Genomic DNA, 15,525 nt, shown 5'->3' with positions numbered 1-15,525 from the left:
CGGGCTGCGGGCGGTTCGTGGTGGCCGGTGTCGGTTCGCACGGGGGCGGGCCGGTGGTCCTGGCGGCCGTCGCAGCCGGACTCTGGTGGTTTCCGGCCTCCGGCCTGGACTCGGGCGCGCGGGGTTCGGTGCTTTATACGCCGCCAGGACCACCGGCCCGCCCCCGTGCACCGCTGCTGCGCCGTACCGATGTGGGCCGTAGCGTCTCGCTCTCCGGCCGCCCGGCGTTCTCGCCGGCGCTGAAGCGAGCGGTACGGGTCCGGTTCAGGGCGGGTCGCCGTAGCTGAAGCCATCCTGCCGGAAAGGAGCTCAGGGCCGGTCGCCGCAGGGAGCCCTGCCGGGAGCACCGGATCCTTGTTGACGCCGTCGACGCGGCGGCCCTGAGGTCAGGGTGCCAGCCAGTTCCCGGTGAGCTCGCGCAGGCTCCCGCACCAGCGGGTCCGGTCCCCTCCGGCGGCGACCGCGTCGGCTGCGGCGTGCAGTGCGGCGAACAGCAGGCCGGCTGCGACGTCCGGGTCCACCTGCCGCAACGCGCCCTCCTCGACACCCCGGCGGATGATCCGAGAGAGCAGTCCGGTGGCCGAGTGCTCGTCGCCTGCGGGGGCCGGCACGACGGAGGAGTGGAAGACCGCGCCGTGCAGTTTTCCGCAGCCGACCGTGAAGTCGACGAAGCGGTCGATCTCCCCGTCCAGGACCGCGCGCCAGTCCTGCGGGGCCTCCGCGGCCAGCCGCTCCCGCAGAGGAGCGCTGTAATCGTCCATCAGTCGGTCGTGCACCGCGACCAGCAGGTCCTCCCAGGAGGGGAAGTAGACGTAGAAGGTGCCCTTGGCCGTACCCGCCTCGGCCGTCACCGTGACGGCCCGGTTGGCCGGCTCGCCCTGCTCCCTCAGCACGCGGATCGCGGCGTCGATCAGCTCGGTGCGGCGCTCGTCCGGGGACAGCCTGCGGCGGGTACGGGGTCGGTTCACACCTGTCGAGGTTAGGGCATCGCCTGCTTCACCTCGGGAGGGAAGGCGTAGATCTGGAAGACGTAGCCGTCGGGGTCGCGGAGGAACGCCGACGGGATGCCGGGCGGGATCGTCTCCCGGTTGACCAGTACGGCGCCCGCGGCGAGCACCTGTTCCAGAGCCGCGTCGAACCGCCCGAGATCGGCGACCTCGAAGCCGAAGTGGTCGAGCCCACCGATCTTGCCGACCCGCTCCCGATCCGCCTCGAACTCGACGGGCACGGTCTCCTCGCTCACCGTGAACATGTCCCCTCCTCCGGGCGTGCCGAGGATGATCATCTTCCCGTCGAACTTGTCGACCATCCGGCGCATCCCCAGCGCCTGTCCGTAGAAGGCGGCGGCCAGCTCGGCGTCGCTCACCCGCAGATGGATGTGGCGCACTCCGGTGAACACGGACATGGAAAGCCCCTTTCGTGGATCGAAAAGCCCTAATGACCTCAGGTCAATATTATTGACCTGAGGTCATTAGTCAAGGGACGGATCTATCCGGCGGGAGCGGTGCCGACTCCTCGGAGCCCTTGAGGCTCGTCGAGCCGCGACGGCGCGCCGTTCAGGGCCAGGGCGGGCCAGTGGGCGACGTCGCGGCGGAGCCGCCGGTCGTGGGTCGCGAGCACGACCGCCGCACCGGTCGCATCCAGAGCCTGCGTCAACTCGTCGACGAGCGCGATCGAGAGGTGGTTGGTCGGCTCGTCCAGCAGGAGGACGTGCGGGCGGGCGGCGAGTGCCATGGCCAAGTCGAGGCGGCGCCGCTGCCCCATCGAGAGCTCCCCCACGGGTCTGTCCAGGTCCGCCGGGGCGAGGATGCCGAGCGACTCCAGCGGGACGGCATCGGCATCCCGCAGGACTCCCCGGCCGACGAGCCGTCCGAGTCGGACCTCGTAGACATCGCGGGCCCGCCTCCCGGCCGGCGGCGATGACTCCTGGGCCAGCAGCTCCACGCGCACGTCCGGGCCGACGTGCAGCGTCCCGGTCGACGGTTCCTGCCGACGGGCCAGTACGGAGAGCAGCGTCGACTTGCCCGAGCCGTTGGGCCCGCCGACGACCAGCCGTGCCCCTGAGCCGAGGACGAGCGTGGCGGGCCGGTCGAGACGCCCGGCGACGGTGATCCCGGCGGCCTGGAGCAGGAGGGCGCCGGGACGCCCGGGCAGGTCGGGCACCCGCAGCCGCAGCGGAGGTTCGGGCACCGTGACCGCGTGCTCCTCCAGCTCGTCGCGGCGCCGGTTGACGGACCGGACGAGGCCCGGTGCGCGGGTGGCGCGCTGGTGTTTTCCGGTGCCCTTGTCGGGGCGCCAGCCGGTCACGAGCCGGTCCTGCGCCCTGGCCAGGTCCTCGGTGAGGCGGGAGTGCTCGGCCCGCTGCCGTTCGTACTCCTCCTCCCACCTGTCCCGCTCGGCCCGCCGGCCCTCCTGGTATCCCGCGTATCCGCCGCCGTAGACGCGGGGCCGCCCGTCACGGCTCGGATCGAGGTCGAGCACCGCCGTGGCGACGTCGGACAGCAGCGCCCGGTCGTGGCTGACCAGCACGACCCCGCCGGACATGCCGCGCAACCGTGCGGTGAGGTACTCGAGGCCGTCCTGGTCGAGGTGGTTCGTCGGCTCGTCGAGCAGCAGGAAGTCGCGCTCCGCGCCGAGCAGGCACGCCAGCCGTACCCGGTAGCGCTGACCCACCGACATCTCGTCGAGCGGCCGGGAGCGGTCGGTGACGGCACCGAGCGCTTCGAGCGCGACGTCGACCCGGCGGTCGGCGTCCCACGCGTCGAGCGTCTCGGCGGCGGCGAGCGCGACGGCGTACTCCTCGGCGGCGCCGGGCCGCTCTTCGGCCAGGTGCGCGGCGCCGCGGTCGAGGGCGAGCAGTGCCGCACGGACGTCGGCGAGCTCGAAGTCGACGAGGTCGCCGACGGTACGGCCGCCGCCGGCGGCCATCTCCTGCTCGGCGGTCCCGAGCGTGCCGACCCGATGAACCCTCCCGGAGTCCGGCGGCAGGGTCCCGGCGAGGATGTGGAGCAGTGTGGACTTGCCCCGGCCGTTCTCGCCGACGACGCCCCAGCGGGAACCGGGGGAGACCGTCAGGTCGACGCCTTCGAGGACCTTGCGGCCACCGCGGCTGATGTGGATCTCGGATGCCATGAGCTGCGCGTGGGCACGCGCGGGCAGGATTACGGTGCTGGTCATGTCTCTTCCTGCGGAGGCGCACTCGTCCCCCGGACGGGTGGACGGAGACGCTCTCGGTCACTGACGGGCGGCCGATCGGCCGATGGAAACGGCGAACAGCCCGTCGCCTCGGCCTACGGGCGCGAAGGGCGGGCTGGACGGGTCCCCGTCAGAGGAAGAACAGATATTGCACGGCCCCAGGCTAACAAGCCGACATCCGTGAATCGACCGCTTATCCGGACCCCCCACCCGGAAGGGACCCGGCCGAGGCTCAGGACAGGGCGTCGAGGCCCGCGCGCAGGTGCTTGAGGCGGTCCGTCAGGTCGGACAGGGACCCGGCCAGGGCGGGGTCGTCGGTCTTGCGGGCGGCCTCGCGAACCCGGGTGAGCTCGTCCTCGACGGCGGCGAGGCGGCGGGAGAGCTCGGGGAGCACGGCGGCCTGGTCACCGTTCCGGCCCGCCGGGAGCTCGTCGCTGAGCCGCTCGCGGAGCATGGAGGCCTGCTCGGTCAGGCGGCGGTTCATGTTGTAGAGCTCTACGAACACCGCCACCTTGGCCCGGAGCACCCACGGGTCGAACGGCTTGGTGAGGTAGTCGACCGCCCCGGCGGCGTAGCTGCGGAAGGCGTAGTCCGGGGCGCTGTCGACCACGGTCAGGAAGATGATCGGGATGTTCCGGGTGCGTTCGCGCCGCTTGATGTGGGAGGCGGTCTCGAACCCGTCCATGCCGGGCATCCGGACGTCCAGCAGGATCAACGCGAACTCCGTGCTGAGCAGCGCCTTCAGCGCCTCCTCACCCGACTTGGCCCGGACGGGGATCAGGTCGAGTGAGCTGAGGATGGCCTCGAGGGCGATCAGGTTCTCCTCCCTGTCGTCGACCAGGAGGATCTTGGCGCGGTCCGGCATCGATCATGCACCTTCACGGAGGTCGTCGGCCGCCCGCCCGCGGGTGAGCCAGCCGCGCAGGCGCTCCAGCAGGCGGTCGACGTCGACGGGCTTGGGGATGTAGTCGGAGGCACCGGACGAGATGCTCTTCTCCCGGTCCCCCTGCATGACCTTAGCGGTAAGCGCGATGATCGGCAGATCGGCGAACTGCGGCATCCGGCGGATCGCCGACGTGGTCGCCCAGCCGTCCATCTCCGGCATCATGATGTCCATCAGGACCAGGGCGACGTCCTCGTTGCGCTCCAGCTGCTCGATGCCCTCCCGTCCGTTCTCGGCGTAGACCACCGTGGAGCCGTACCGCTCCAGCACGCTGGTCAGCGCGAAGACGTTGCGGATGTCGTCGTCCACGATGAGGATCTTGGCGCCGGCGAGCGGGTCCTCGCCGCCCGTCCACACCGGTCCGTCCGCCGGGGGGTAGTCCGGGACGGCCGGGCTCTCCTCCACCGGGGCCTCCGGCAGCTCGGGAGCGCGCTCCAGCTCGCCGGGGATGACCATCGGCGGCTGCTGGACGGCGCTCGGCGTCGCCGCCCCGCCGTCGCGCGAGGCCAGCGGGCCCGCGTAGGCGGGCGGGAGGTACAGGGTGAAGGAACTGCCCCGGCCCACCTCGCTCATCACGTGGATCTCACCGCCGAGCAGCCGGGCGATCTCGCGGCAGATGGACAGGCCCAGGCCGGTCCCGCCGTACTTGCGGCTGGTGGTGCCGTCGGCCTGCCGGAACGCCTCGAAGATGACCTCCAGCTTGTCGGCGGCGATGCCGATGCCGGTGTCCACGACCTCGAAGGCCAGGATGCCGTCGACACCGCGCAGCGTCTCGTCCACGAAGGCGACGCCGTGCGGTGCGCAGAGCACGCGGAGCCGTACCTCGCCCTTGGGGGTGAACTTGATCGCATTGGAGAGCAGGTTGCGCAGCACCTGCTGGAGGCGCTGCTCGTCGGTGCGGAGCTCCTGCGGGACCGACGGCTCGACCTCGACCGCGAACGACAGGCCCTTGTCCTGGGCCAGCGGCGTGAAGGTGGCCTCGAAGTAGTCGACGAGCTTGGGCAGCGAGATCTGCTGCGGGTGGATGTCCATGCGCCCGGCCTCGACCTTGGACAGGTCGAGGATGTCGTTGATGAGCTGGAGCAGCGCGGACCCGGCCCCGTGGATGGTCTTGGCGAACTCCACCTGCTGGGGCGTGAGGTTGCCCTCGGCGTTCTCGGTGAGCAGCTTGGCCAGCACCAGCAGGCTGTTCAGCGGGGTGCGCAGCTCGTGGGACATGTTGGCGAGGAACTCGGACTTGTAGCGCGAGGAGACCGCGAGCTGCTCGGCGCGCTCCTCCAGCGTGCGGCGGGCCTGCTCGATCTGGAAGTTCTGGATCTCGATGGCGCGGTTCTGCTTGGCGAGCAGCGCGGCCTTGTCCTCCAGCTCGGCGTTGGAGCGGCGCAGCTCCTCCTGCTGGCGCTGGAGCTCGTCGGAGCGCTCCCGCAGCTCGGTGGTGAGGCGCTGGGACTCGGTGAGCAGGTCCTCGGTCCGGGAGTTGGCGATGATGGTGTTCATCGTGACGCCGATGGTCTCCACGAGCTGGACCAGGAAGTCGTGGTGGACCTCGCTGAACTCGTAGAGCGAGGCCAGCTCCAGCACGCCGAGGACCTGGTTCTCGAACAGGACCGGGAGCACCACGATCTGCGCGGGCGCCGACCGGCCGAGGCCGCTGCCCACGGTGAGGTAGCGGTCCGGGACGTCGCGCAGGATGATCCGCTTGCCCTCCAGTGCGGCCTGGCCGACGATCCCCTCGCCGGTGGCGAAGCGCTGCCGCGGGCCGGAGCCCGGGCGGGTGCCGTACCCGGCGATGAGGTGCAGGTCGTGGTCGCCCGCGGGCTCGGCGAGGTAGAAGGCGCCGTACTGGGCGGAGACCAGCGGGGTCAGCTCGCTCATGATCAGCTTGGCGACCTCCATGAGGTCGCGGTGGCCCTGCATGAGCCGGGAGATGCGGGCCAGGTTGGACTTGAGCCAGTCCTGCTCCTGGTTGGCGGTCGTGGTGGAGCGCAGCACGGACACCATCGTGTTGATGTTGTCCTTCAGCTCGCCGATCTCGCCCTCGGCGTCGACGGTGATCGAACGCGTCAGGTCGCCCTGGGCGACGGCGGTGGTGACCTCGGCGATCGCGCGGACCTGGGTGGTGAGGCGGCCGGCGAGGTCGTTCACGCTCTCGGTGAGGCGCTTCCAGATGCCCTCGGCGCCCTCGACCTGGGCCTGGACGCCGAGGTTGCCCTCGGAGCCGACCTCGCGGGCCACGCGGGTGACCTCGGAGGCGAAGGACGACAGCTGGTCGACCATCGTGTTGATGGTGGTCTTGAGGGCGAGGATCTCGCCCTGGGCGTTGACGTCGATCTTGCGGGTCAGGTTGCCCCGGGCGACGGCGGTGGTGACCTCGGCGATGTTGCGCACCTGGTAGGTCAGGTTGTTGGCCATCGAGTTGACGTTGTCGGTGAGGTCCTTCCAGACGCCGGAGACGCCGCGGACGCGGGCCTGGCCGCCGAGCTGGCCCTCGGTGCCGACCTCGCGGGCCACCCGGGTGACCTCGTCGGCGAACATCGACAGCTGGTCGACCATCGTGTTCAGGGTGTCCTTGAGCTGGAGGATCTCGCCCTGCGCGTCGGCGGTGATCTTCTTCGACAGGTCGCCCTGGGCGACGGCCGTGGAGACCGCGGCGATGGCCCGCACCTGGGTGGTCAGGTTGCCCGCCATGACGTTGACGTTGTCGGTGAGGTCCTTCCAGACGCCGGAGACGCCCCGGACCTGCGCCTGGCCGCCGAGCTGGCCCTCGGTGCCGACCTCGCGGGCCACCCGGGTGACCTCCTCGGCGAAGGCGGAGAGCTGGTCGACCATGGTGTTCACGGTGTTCTTCAGCTCGAGCATCTCGCCGACCGCGTCGACGGTGACCTTGCGGCTCAGGTCGCCCCTGGCCACCGCGGTGGTGACCAGCGCGATGTCGCGGACCTGGGCCGAGACGCGGGTGGACATGGCGTTCACCGCCTCGGTCAGGTCGCGCCAGCTGCCCGACATGCCCCGGAGCTGCGCCTGGCCGCCCAGCCGGCCCTCGGTGCCGACCTCGCGCGCCACCTGCGTGACCTCGGAGGTGAACAGGGACAGCTGGTCCACCATGCCGTTGATCGCCTTGCCGAGGCGCCGCACCTCGCCCCGGGCGCCGCGGTCCAGGTCGATCCGGCGGGACAGGTCGCCCTTGGCCACGGCGTCGATCACGTCGGCCGCCCCGCTGACCGGACCGGACAGGGCCTCGATGAGGTCGTTGACCGAGTGCACGCTCTCGGCCCAGGCGCCCACGCCGGGCCCCGGGGTCAGCCGCTCGCCGAAGCGGCCCTCCTTGACCACCTCGCGGCGGACCCTCATCAGCTCGTTGGCCAGGTGCTCGCGGCGGTCGGCGACCTCGTTGAGCAGCAGGCGGATCTCGCTGAGGATCCCGTCGGGGGCGTAGGGCACGCGGCGCCGGAAGTCGCCGTCGCGCCAGGCGAAGAGCGTCTCCAGAAGCGGTCGCAGGTCGGACTCGCTGTAGTGGCGCTCCTCGGCGTCGGGCATCGTGTCGGCCGTGGTCATGAGACCTCCTTGAATCCCGAGGGGGGCAGCCTCGGGTCATCCCAGTCTGTCACGATGCGCAAGCCCCGGTCCCGCCTTCGTTTTACCCCACGTCACCATGGAGTGTGGTAATCAGGGAACAATGACCACCGCTCCACGCGCGCTCCTGGCCGCGTCCTTCACGCCGGGAGACGCCGCCGTCTCCGAGGTCAGGCGCTTCACCCGAGAGGTGATGACCGCCTGGGCCGCCGCGTCCGTCCTGTCCATGGCCGAGCAGCTGTCCGGAGAGCTGGCCGCTCAGGTCGCCGACGTGCCGTTCGAGGTCGTGTGGACCCACCTCGGCGACCGGGTGCAGGTGGAGGTGCGGCAGAAGAGCGCCTCGGAGACGCATCCCGGCGCGCCCGTCGTGCCGGTGGAGGAGTGGGGCGTCACCTTCGGCCCGGAGCACCGCACCCACTGGGCCCGGCTGCCGCTGCCCGGCTCCCGCGACCAGGTGACCACGGAGTGGGCCGAGGAGGACGACTCCGGGCGGGGGCCGGTCTGGCTGCGCTTCCTGGCCGACGCCAGCGACCTGCTGGCCGGAACGCTCGACCCGGACATGGTGCCCGCGATCATCGCGCAGATCGCGGTGCCCCGGCTGGCCACCTGGTGCGCGGTCTTCATCTGGGCCGACGGCGGGGGGCCGCAGCGCCCGGCCTACCTGTGGCATGCCGACGAGGGCCGCATCGACGAGCTGCGCGAGGTGCTCGCCGGGAGCCGCGTCCCCGAGGACGGCGGTTCGACGCAGCTCGGCGACTCCCACGTGCTGACCGTCCCGCTCCTGGCGCGGGGGCGCGCGCTCGGCGCGATGTGCCTGGGCCGCCCCGACCGCTTCGCCGACGACGTCATGCAGTACGCCGAGGACATCGGCCGCCGCGCCGCCCTCGCGCTGGACAACTCCCTGCTCTACGCCCAGCAGGCCGCGGCCAACCGGGCCCTGCAGCGCAGCCTGCTCCCGCCCGACGACCCCGGCGAGATCCCCGGACTCGACCACGCGGTGGTCTACGAACCCGCGGGGGAGACCAACGAGGTCGGCGGAGACTTCTACGACCTGTTCGCGGCCGGCGACGGGTCCTGGCGGTTCGCGGTCGGCGACGTCTGCGGGACCGGCCCGGTGGCCGCCGCGGTCACCGGCCTGGCCCGCCACACGCTGCGCCTGCTCGCCCGCGAGGGGTACGGCGTCGCCGCCGTCCTGGGCCGCCTCAACCAGGCGATCCTGGAGGAGGGCGACCGGGCCCGGTTCCTCACCCTGCTCCACGGGGAGATCCGGCCCGTGCCGACGGGTCTGGAGCTGCGGCTCGTCTCCGCCGGGCACCCGGAGGCGCTGCGGCTCAAGCCCAGCGGCGTCGTGGAGCCGGTGGTGACCTCCCAGTCGCTGCTGGGGGTCTTCCCCGAGGTGGACTTCGAGGCGGACCTGGTCCACCTCGACCACGGCGACGTGCTGCTCGCGGTGACCGACGGGGTGACCGAGCGGCGCCAGGGTGAGCGGCTGCTCGACGACGACGGGGGCCTGGCCAGGCTGCTCGCCGAGTGCGTGGGCCTGTCCGCGGGGGCCGTGGCGGCGCGGATCCGCCGGGCGGTGCAGGAGTTCACCACCGAGCCGAGCGCGGACGACATGGCGATCGTGGTCCTGCGCGCCCGCTGAGCAGGCCGTCCGCGCCCGCCGGTCCCGGGGCCCGTCCGAGCTCCGGACGGGCTCCGGACGGGCGGTCGGCCGGGAGGTCGGCCGGGAGGTCCGGCGGGCGTCCGGGAGCCCGGATGACCGTCCGGGCGGTCGGGCGGGAGGTCAGGCGTCCGTCTTCACGTGCCTGCGGACGAAGTCCAGCTGGGCGGCCATCTGGGCGATGCGCTCGGCGACGACCAGCGAGCCGTGGCCCGCGCCGTACCGGTAGACCTCGTGCTCGTGCCCGCGCGCGGCGAGCCGGGACACGTAGGCCTCGATCTGGCGGATCGGGCAGCGCGGGTCGTTCTCGCCGGCCAGGATCAGCACCGGCGCCTCGACCCGGTCGACGTAGGTGATGGGCGAGCAGTGCGCGTAGCGCTCCGGCTGCTCGGCGGGCGAGCCGCCGAGCAGCGCGCGGTGGTAGGCCCGGAGCGACTCGGGCTCGTCCTCGTAGGCCGCCAGGTGGTCGGCGATCGGCACCGTCGCGACGCCCGCCGCCCACGTCCCGGGCTGCGTCCCCAGCCCGAGCAGCGTGAGGTAGCCGCCCCAGGACGACCCGGCCAGCACCAGGCGTTCCGGGTCGGCCAGGCCGCGCGCCACCATCGCCTCGCGCACGGCGGTCACGTCGGCCAGCTCGATGTGGCCGACGTCGCCCGCCAGCGCGTCCCGCCAGGCGGAGCCGTACCCGGTGGAGCCCCGGTAGTTGACCCGCACGACCGCGAAGCCGAAGTCCACCCAGGCCGCCACCTGCGGGAGGAAGGAGTCGTCGTCCTGCGAGGTGGGCCCGCCGTGCAGGAGGAAGACGGTCGGGTACGGCCCGGCGCCGCGTTCGGGCCGGGAGACCAGGGCGTGCACGCGCCCGCCGGGCCCGTCCACGTCCACGTCCTCGACCGGGACGGAGGGCGGCGAGGACGGCCCGCCGTGGTTCATCACCACCTGGCCGTTGCTCGACCGGATCACCGGCGGGTGGGCGCCGCTGGACCAGGAGTACTCCACCGAGCCGTCGGGCCGGGGCGCGGCGGCGTCGATCACGCCGTGCTTGGTCTCGATCGGGGCCAGCACGCCTCCGGCCAGGTCGTAGCGGTGCAGGTGGGTGCGGCCGCGGTTGGCCCGGACGACGAGCAGGGACCGGCCGTCGGCGTACCAGTCGGCGGTGATCTCGCCGGGGTCGGGCAGCCAGATCTCCCGCTGCTCGCCGCTCACCGGGTCCCAGACCAGCGGCTCCCGGCGGCCCCGGCGCTCGTGCAGGGCGAGCAGCCGCCGGTCGCCGGAGACGGGGGCGAAGCGCAGGCCGACGACGCCCCTGCCGAGGCCGTCGCCCAGCTCGCCCACGGTCTCGCCGGACTGCCGCAGGACCCGGAGCGAGGGGTGCCTGGTGTCGCCGTGCTCGCTGTGGTTGACTGCGATCAGCGAGCCGTCCAGGGAGACCGCGGCCACAGAGGCGGCCTCGGTGTGCTCGTAGACCACCCGGGCGGGGGAGCCGGGCCGTACGACGTAGACGGTGAAGCCCTGACCTGGCCGGGCCAGGCCGATCACCGCGTCACCCGTCGCGGCCAGGGCGATCCCGGCGGGGTGGCCGGGACCGAGGTCGACCGGCTCGTCGGGGCCGCCGGTGAAGGGCTGGCGCATCCAGCCGCCCCACTCGTCGCCGTCGGTGTCGGCGAACCACCAGATCCACTGGCCGGCGGGGTCGACGGTGCCGTGCGAGGTGCCCTTGGGGCGCGCGGTCACCTGGCGCACGACGCCCTCCGCGCGGTCCCAGGCGTAGACCTCCCAGGCGCCGGAGGCGTTGCTGCGGTACACGGCGCGGGCGGGGGCATGCCGCGCCCAGACGGGCAGTGTCACGCGTGGCGCCCGGAACCTGGTCTGCCAGCGTTCCTCCGCCTTCATATGGCGTGTCCCTCCGTCAAGGCATCGGCTCGCGCGGACATGGGCGCGGGCCCGCCGGGTTGCCGTCCAGTATGTAGCCTCCGGCAGTAGTTTGCTTGATGAACGTGTGTAATTTCGGACTAAATGCCACTTAAGTTACATGTGATACGAAGGTGACTGTCAAGTAACGCTCTTGATCATGGGTGTGACTTAAAGGTAGAAATATGAAAAGAAGCGGTCACCGTACTTGTATCCGGTAGTTCTGTGATTTGTCTCTGCAGGACTTCCGTGTCGACGTGCCAGGCGCTCGGGCCCATGCCCACCACGGCCTCGACGTCGGCGCGGCGCAGGCGCATGGAGAACTCGTGGACGCTCCGGCCGGTGGCGGTGAACCGGCCGCCGAGGCTCTCGGCCGTCCGGCGCTCCTTCGACTCGTCCACCGAGAGCAGGCCCAGCCGGTCCACCAGCGGTTCCAGATGCCGGACGGTGGGGGTCACGACGACGAGCACGCCGCCGGGGCGCAGGATCCGCGCGAACTCCGAGCCGTTGCGCGGCGCGAAGACGTTGAGGAGCACGTCCACCGCGCCGCTCGCGACCGGCAGCGGCCGCCACACGTCGGCCACCACCGCGCCCAGCCGGGGATGGGCCCGCGCGGCCCGCCGGACGGCGTGCTTGGAGACGTCCAGCGCGATCCCGACGGCGCCGGGCAGCCGGTCGAGCACCCGGGCCAGGTAGTACCCCGTCCCCGCCCCCGCGTCCGCGACCACCGGCCCCGCCCCCGCGTCCGCGCCGGTCGTCCCCGGCCCCGCGTCCGCGACCACTGGCCCCGCATCCGCCCCCGCCTCCGCCGATCCCGTCTCGGCGTCCCCCGGTCCCGTCGTCCTCGCCGCCACCGCGGTACGGCAGGCGTCCGCGACCGCGTCGGCGAGCGGGTCGAAGTGCCCCGCCCCGAGGAAGGCGTCCCTGGCCGCCACCATGGCCGGGCTGTCGGCCGTCCCGGGGGCCTGCGAGCCGGTCAGCAGGCTGACGTATCCCTGCCGGGCGACGTCGAACGCGTGCCCGGCCGGGCAGCGCAGCACCCGCTCACCGAGGGCCATCCGATCCCCGCAGACCGGGCAGACGAGGAACTCCACGATGTCGGCCAGCATCCCTCCATCATCCCGCCCCCGGCGGCACGGTTGGTCTCTGCTCCTGCGGCCGAGCGGTTCCTCGTCATGGACTGTCCGGTCGATAGGTGACAAGTGGCGTGCAAGAGGGTTTCAAGCGACGACCGGTACACATGTGACCCATGAGGAAGAGAACTGTCATCGGTGCCGGTCTGCTCGCGCTCGTGCTCGCCGGGGGGTCGGCCGGGACGGCGAACGCCGCCGCGGCCCCCGTCCACCACTGGGGTCCCGTGCAGTCCGCGGCCGGTCACGGCGGATACGCCAAGGCCGACGTCTGGCTGAGCGACTTCGACTCCGAGCGGTTCGTCGTCTCCGGCACCCTCCGCGACCGTGACCGGCACAGCGGCCACTGCGGCTACGTGCGCGCCCGGTTCCACTACGTCAGCGGCGGCACCGGCTGGTCGCAGGTCCGCTACACCTGCTCTTCGAAGGGCGCGGCCTTCAAGCTGTCGTCGGACGGCGAGGTCGACCGGGTGGATGTGCGGGTCTGCCTGGTCAGCTACAGGACCAACGCGATCTTCGGGTGCCACACCGATGTGATCAAGGCCTCGACCGTCGCCGGCTGGCCGCAGTAGGCGGGCGCCGCCCGTGACCCCGGGGCCGTCGTCACCGCGCCCCGGGCTACGGCGTGCTCTGGGGTGCGGCCGTGGTCTCGGGTGCGGCCGTGACGGAACCGTCGCCGCGCCCCGTTAGAGTCGCCCGGCGTGACGCGACGATCATGGATGCTCTGGGCCGCCGCCCTGCTGTGGGCGGTGGTTCCGGCCGCCTGCCTGGGTTACGTGGAGATCGGGGAGTCGCTTTCCTCGGCCACGGGACACGGTGATTCGGCCGTCTACGGAATGGTCCTGACGTACCCCGGAGACGGCTACCTGATCGCCGGCCGGCTGGGCCGGTACATCCATGACGGTCCCGTCTTCGCCCTCGGCGCCGCGCCGTACGTGCTGCTCGGCCTCGGGGCATGCCTCCTCGCCGCTCGGTTGGGCAGGCCGAAGACGGGCCGGGTGCTCACCGGCCTCCTCGCCACCATGCTGGTCCTGGTGTACGGCCTCCGGCCCCTGCTCTTCCTGACGGACGCGGTTGAAGGGCACACGGGGGGGGTGGGGGCCGCAGGCGTCGTTCCACTCCGAGATCGGAGGAGACCTCTGCCAGCTGGCCGCGGCAGTGCTGATGGTGTCCGCGCTCCGCTCCGGGCGGCGGGCCGTACGGCGGCGCGGCCGGACCCCGCGGACGCTCCTGACCGTGCCGGTCGTGCTGGCGGTCGTCCTGCTGTCCGGCGGCGACACACCCCCGGGGAGGGTCACCGTGCCGGACTGCTCCTTCTCCCCGGACGAGATCCGGGAGCCGCCGTCCGGCTGGGACCTGTTCATGTGCGGGGCGCGCGAGGACCGGGGCGGCGGACCCCTCCTCGCGATGCCCGACCGCGAGCTGGCCGCCAACGCCCGCCATCTGTGTGAGACGGCCACCAGGCACGGCGGCGACGTCCACGCGACCGGGGTGCGGGCGGTGGCCGACGATACGATCCGGCCCATCCTGGACCTGCTGTATCCGGTCTGCCCCGCCGTACGGGAGGCGGAGGACGCGGTGTGGGCCGGGACCGGGCGGGGCGCCGCCTGCGACGGGCTGCCGCCGCACCGCCCCCGGATCGAACCGGTGGGGCGCGGTTCCACGGACGCCGGGACGGAATCCGCCCTCCTCCTGCACGAGAGGATCCTGTCGAAGGAGCCGCTCTTTCTGGACGGGGCCCGCGCGGAGGCGGGAGAGAACGGGGTGGTGGGAGCGACCACCGGAGCGGTCGTCGTCACCGCCGTGCGCGGGCCGGGAGCCGTCTGCCTGAGAGGTGAGGCGTACGGCAGGCGTCCTCCGGTGGAGACCGGAGGCTGGGACCGGGTCGAGGAGGTCGGTTACCTGAGCCCGCTCGGCGATCTGCGTTTCGTGGACGGTGAGCCGCTCCTGCCCCGGCTCACCTCCGATGGCCCCGGCCGCTACCGCGTCCGCGTGCACGTCCGGAGAGGGGCGGCGGATGCGGACCGCGGGAAGCCGGGTGTCCCCGGAGAGATCCTGGTCATGGTCTATCCAGGCGGGGAAGGGGAGCCGGTCGTGTACCGGGCGGACTGACCGCACCGGCCGCGGACGCCGACGAGGTGGTGGAACGGTGCGCCGATGCGGTAGAAGGAACCGATCGTTCGCACGCGGCCTGGCCGGCGGTGCGTCACACCCGCTGCCACCGTGACACCGGCAGCCCGTTCCTGGAAGGGAGACCGGATGCCGCACCAGCCCATGACCGTCGCGGGCGTCGAGGTGATCCCGCTGTGCGACGCCGTCGGCCCGATGGGGGAGGCGATCCGGCGGCCGCTGCCGGAGATGTTCCCCGGCGGCTGCCACCACGACGGGGAGTGGACCCTGCACTTCCACTGCTACCTGCTGCGCGGCGCGGCGGGCCGTACCGTCCTGGTGGACACCGGGATCGGGCCGCAGGACGGGCCGGCGGCGAGCTGGGCCCCTGTCCCGGGGGCGCTGGCGGCCGAGCTCGCCCGGGTGGGGACCACGCCGCAGGAGGTGGACACCGTGGTCATCACGCACCTGCACAGCGACCACGCCGGCGGGGCGGTGGCGGGTGGGGCGCCGGTCTTCCCGAACGCCGGGTACGTGCTCCAGCGCGCCGAGATCGCCGCCGCCTCCGAGGCGGTCCTCGACCATGTGGTCCGCCCGCTGGGCGAACGGGTCCGGGTGGTCGACGGGGACGCGGACCTGTCCTCCGGCGTCCGGGTGGTCCACGCGCCGGGGCACACTCCCGGCCACCAGATCGTCCGGGTGGGCGGCCTGGCCCTCACCGGCGACCTGGTGCTGCATCCCGTCCAGCTCGCCGACCCCGGGGTGCCCTACCTCTACGACGACGATCCTGAGCTCGCCGCGCGGACCCGTGCCGAGGTGCTGGACCGGGTCAGAGCGGAGGGCGGGCTGATCGCCACCGCCCACTTCGCGGAGCCCTTCACCTCCCTGTCCTGACCGCCGCGATCCCGGACGGCTCCACTCTGGGGGCCGCCGTCGCCGGCTCCATCGGGCGGCGGCATCCCGGGAGGGCCGGTCCTCCTGGACGGTTCTGGAGGACGACGGTT

The 15,525-nt window shown here is 72.6% G+C and carries 11 protein-coding genes; 4 read left to right on the top strand and 7 right to left on the bottom strand.

Annotated elements, in window-relative coordinates; genetic code table 11:
- Window positions 1-386 precede the first annotated feature (386 nt).
- The 5 genes from IEZ07_RS22240 to IEZ07_RS22220 form a co-directional block, all read right to left on the bottom strand.
- Window positions 387-968, bottom strand: a complete 582-nt coding sequence (locus tag IEZ07_RS22240; RefSeq protein ID WP_191896488.1) for a TetR/AcrR family transcriptional regulator — start codon at window positions 966-968, stop codon at window positions 387-389.
- Window positions 969-979: 11 nt separating this feature from the next.
- Entirely contained in the window at window positions 980-1,405 is a 426-nt protein-coding gene (locus tag IEZ07_RS22235; protein WP_191896487.1) for a VOC family protein, read from the bottom strand.
- 83 nt (window positions 1,406-1,488) lie between these two features.
- Window positions 1,489-3,177 (bottom strand): ABC-F family ATP-binding cassette domain-containing protein, encoded by a 1,689-nt coding sequence (locus IEZ07_RS22230; protein ID WP_191896486.1) that lies wholly within the window; start codon window positions 3,175-3,177, stop codon window positions 1,489-1,491.
- A 250-nt stretch (window positions 3,178-3,427) separates the two neighbouring features.
- Complete coding sequence (locus IEZ07_RS22225; protein WP_191896485.1) at window positions 3,428-4,060, bottom strand: response regulator; 633 nt, start codon at window positions 4,058-4,060, stop codon at window positions 3,428-3,430.
- Between the two features lie 3 nt (window positions 4,061-4,063).
- Window positions 4,064-7,693 (bottom strand): HAMP domain-containing protein, encoded by a 3,630-nt coding sequence (locus IEZ07_RS22220; RefSeq protein ID WP_191896484.1) that lies wholly within the window; start codon window positions 7,691-7,693, stop codon window positions 4,064-4,066.
- Between the two features lie 121 nt (window positions 7,694-7,814).
- Here IEZ07_RS22220 and IEZ07_RS22215 point away from each other — a divergent pair, with 121 nt between their 5' ends.
- Window positions 7,815-9,356, top strand: a complete 1,542-nt coding sequence (locus IEZ07_RS22215) for a PP2C family protein-serine/threonine phosphatase (RefSeq protein WP_191896483.1) — start codon at window positions 7,815-7,817, stop codon at window positions 9,354-9,356.
- A 141-nt stretch (window positions 9,357-9,497) separates the two neighbouring features.
- Here IEZ07_RS22215 and IEZ07_RS22210 read toward each other — a convergent pair whose 3' ends face one another.
- Complete coding sequence (locus IEZ07_RS22210; RefSeq protein ID WP_191896482.1) at window positions 9,498-11,264, bottom strand: S9 family peptidase; 1,767 nt, start codon at window positions 11,262-11,264, stop codon at window positions 9,498-9,500.
- 176 nt (window positions 11,265-11,440) lie between these two features.
- Complete coding sequence (locus IEZ07_RS22205; protein WP_191896481.1) at window positions 11,441-12,391, bottom strand: putative RNA methyltransferase; 951 nt, start codon at window positions 12,389-12,391, stop codon at window positions 11,441-11,443.
- Window positions 12,392-12,531: 140 nt separating this feature from the next.
- On the opposite strand from IEZ07_RS22205, the gene IEZ07_RS22200 reads away from it, so the two are divergent.
- The 3 genes from IEZ07_RS22200 to IEZ07_RS22190 all read left to right on the top strand — a co-directional run bounded on the left by IEZ07_RS22200 (window position 12,532) and on the right by IEZ07_RS22190 (window position 15,415).
- Entirely contained in the window at window positions 12,532-12,984 is a 453-nt protein-coding gene (locus IEZ07_RS22200) for a hypothetical protein (RefSeq protein ID WP_191896480.1), read from the top strand.
- A gap of 502 nt (window positions 12,985-13,486) precedes the next feature.
- The gene (locus tag IEZ07_RS22195) at window positions 13,487-14,524 is read left to right on the top strand and encodes a hypothetical protein (RefSeq protein ID WP_191896479.1); all 1,038 of its coding nucleotides are present in this window, start codon (window positions 13,487-13,489) and stop codon (window positions 14,522-14,524) included.
- Between the two features lie 147 nt (window positions 14,525-14,671).
- On the top strand, window positions 14,672-15,415 hold the full coding sequence (locus IEZ07_RS22190; protein ID WP_191896478.1) for an MBL fold metallo-hydrolase: 744 nt from the start codon (window positions 14,672-14,674) through the stop codon (window positions 15,413-15,415).
- The last annotated feature ends 110 nt before the right edge of the window (window positions 15,416-15,525 follow it).

The organism is Planomonospora parontospora (assembly GCA_014647935.1).
Classification (GTDB): domain Bacteria; phylum Actinomycetota; class Actinomycetes; order Streptosporangiales; family Streptosporangiaceae; genus Planomonospora; species Planomonospora parontospora.
Note: the sequence above shows the minus strand (reverse complement) of the source record. Positions and strands in the feature narration are given on the sequence as shown.

Bases quoted from the DNA above. Each gene is read 5' to 3' on its own strand.
- IEZ07_RS22225 (WP_191896485.1), bottom strand. From the start codon at position 4,060: ATGCCGGACCGCGCCAAGATCCTCCTGGTCGACGACAGGGAGGAGAAC.
- IEZ07_RS22200 (WP_191896480.1), top strand. From the start codon at position 12,532: ATGAGGAAGAGAACTGTCATCGGTGCCGGTCTGCTCGCGCTCGTGCTC.
- IEZ07_RS22235 (WP_191896487.1), bottom strand. From the start codon at position 1,405: ATGTCCGTGTTCACCGGAGTGCGCCACATCCATCTGCGGGTGAGCGAC.
- IEZ07_RS22190 (WP_191896478.1), top strand. From the start codon at position 14,672: ATGCCGCACCAGCCCATGACCGTCGCGGGCGTCGAGGTGATCCCGCTG.
- IEZ07_RS22220 (WP_191896484.1), bottom strand. From the start codon at position 7,693: ATGACCACGGCCGACACGATGCCCGACGCCGAGGAGCGCCACTACAGC.
- IEZ07_RS22215 (WP_191896483.1), top strand. From the start codon at position 7,815: ATGACCACCGCTCCACGCGCGCTCCTGGCCGCGTCCTTCACGCCGGGA.
- IEZ07_RS22205 (WP_191896481.1), bottom strand. From the start codon at position 12,391: ATGCTGGCCGACATCGTGGAGTTCCTCGTCTGCCCGGTCTGCGGGGAT.
- IEZ07_RS22210 (WP_191896482.1), bottom strand. From the start codon at position 11,264: ATGAAGGCGGAGGAACGCTGGCAGACCAGGTTCCGGGCGCCACGCGTG.
- IEZ07_RS22230 (WP_191896486.1), bottom strand. From the start codon at position 3,177: ATGACCAGCACCGTAATCCTGCCCGCGCGTGCCCACGCGCAGCTCATG.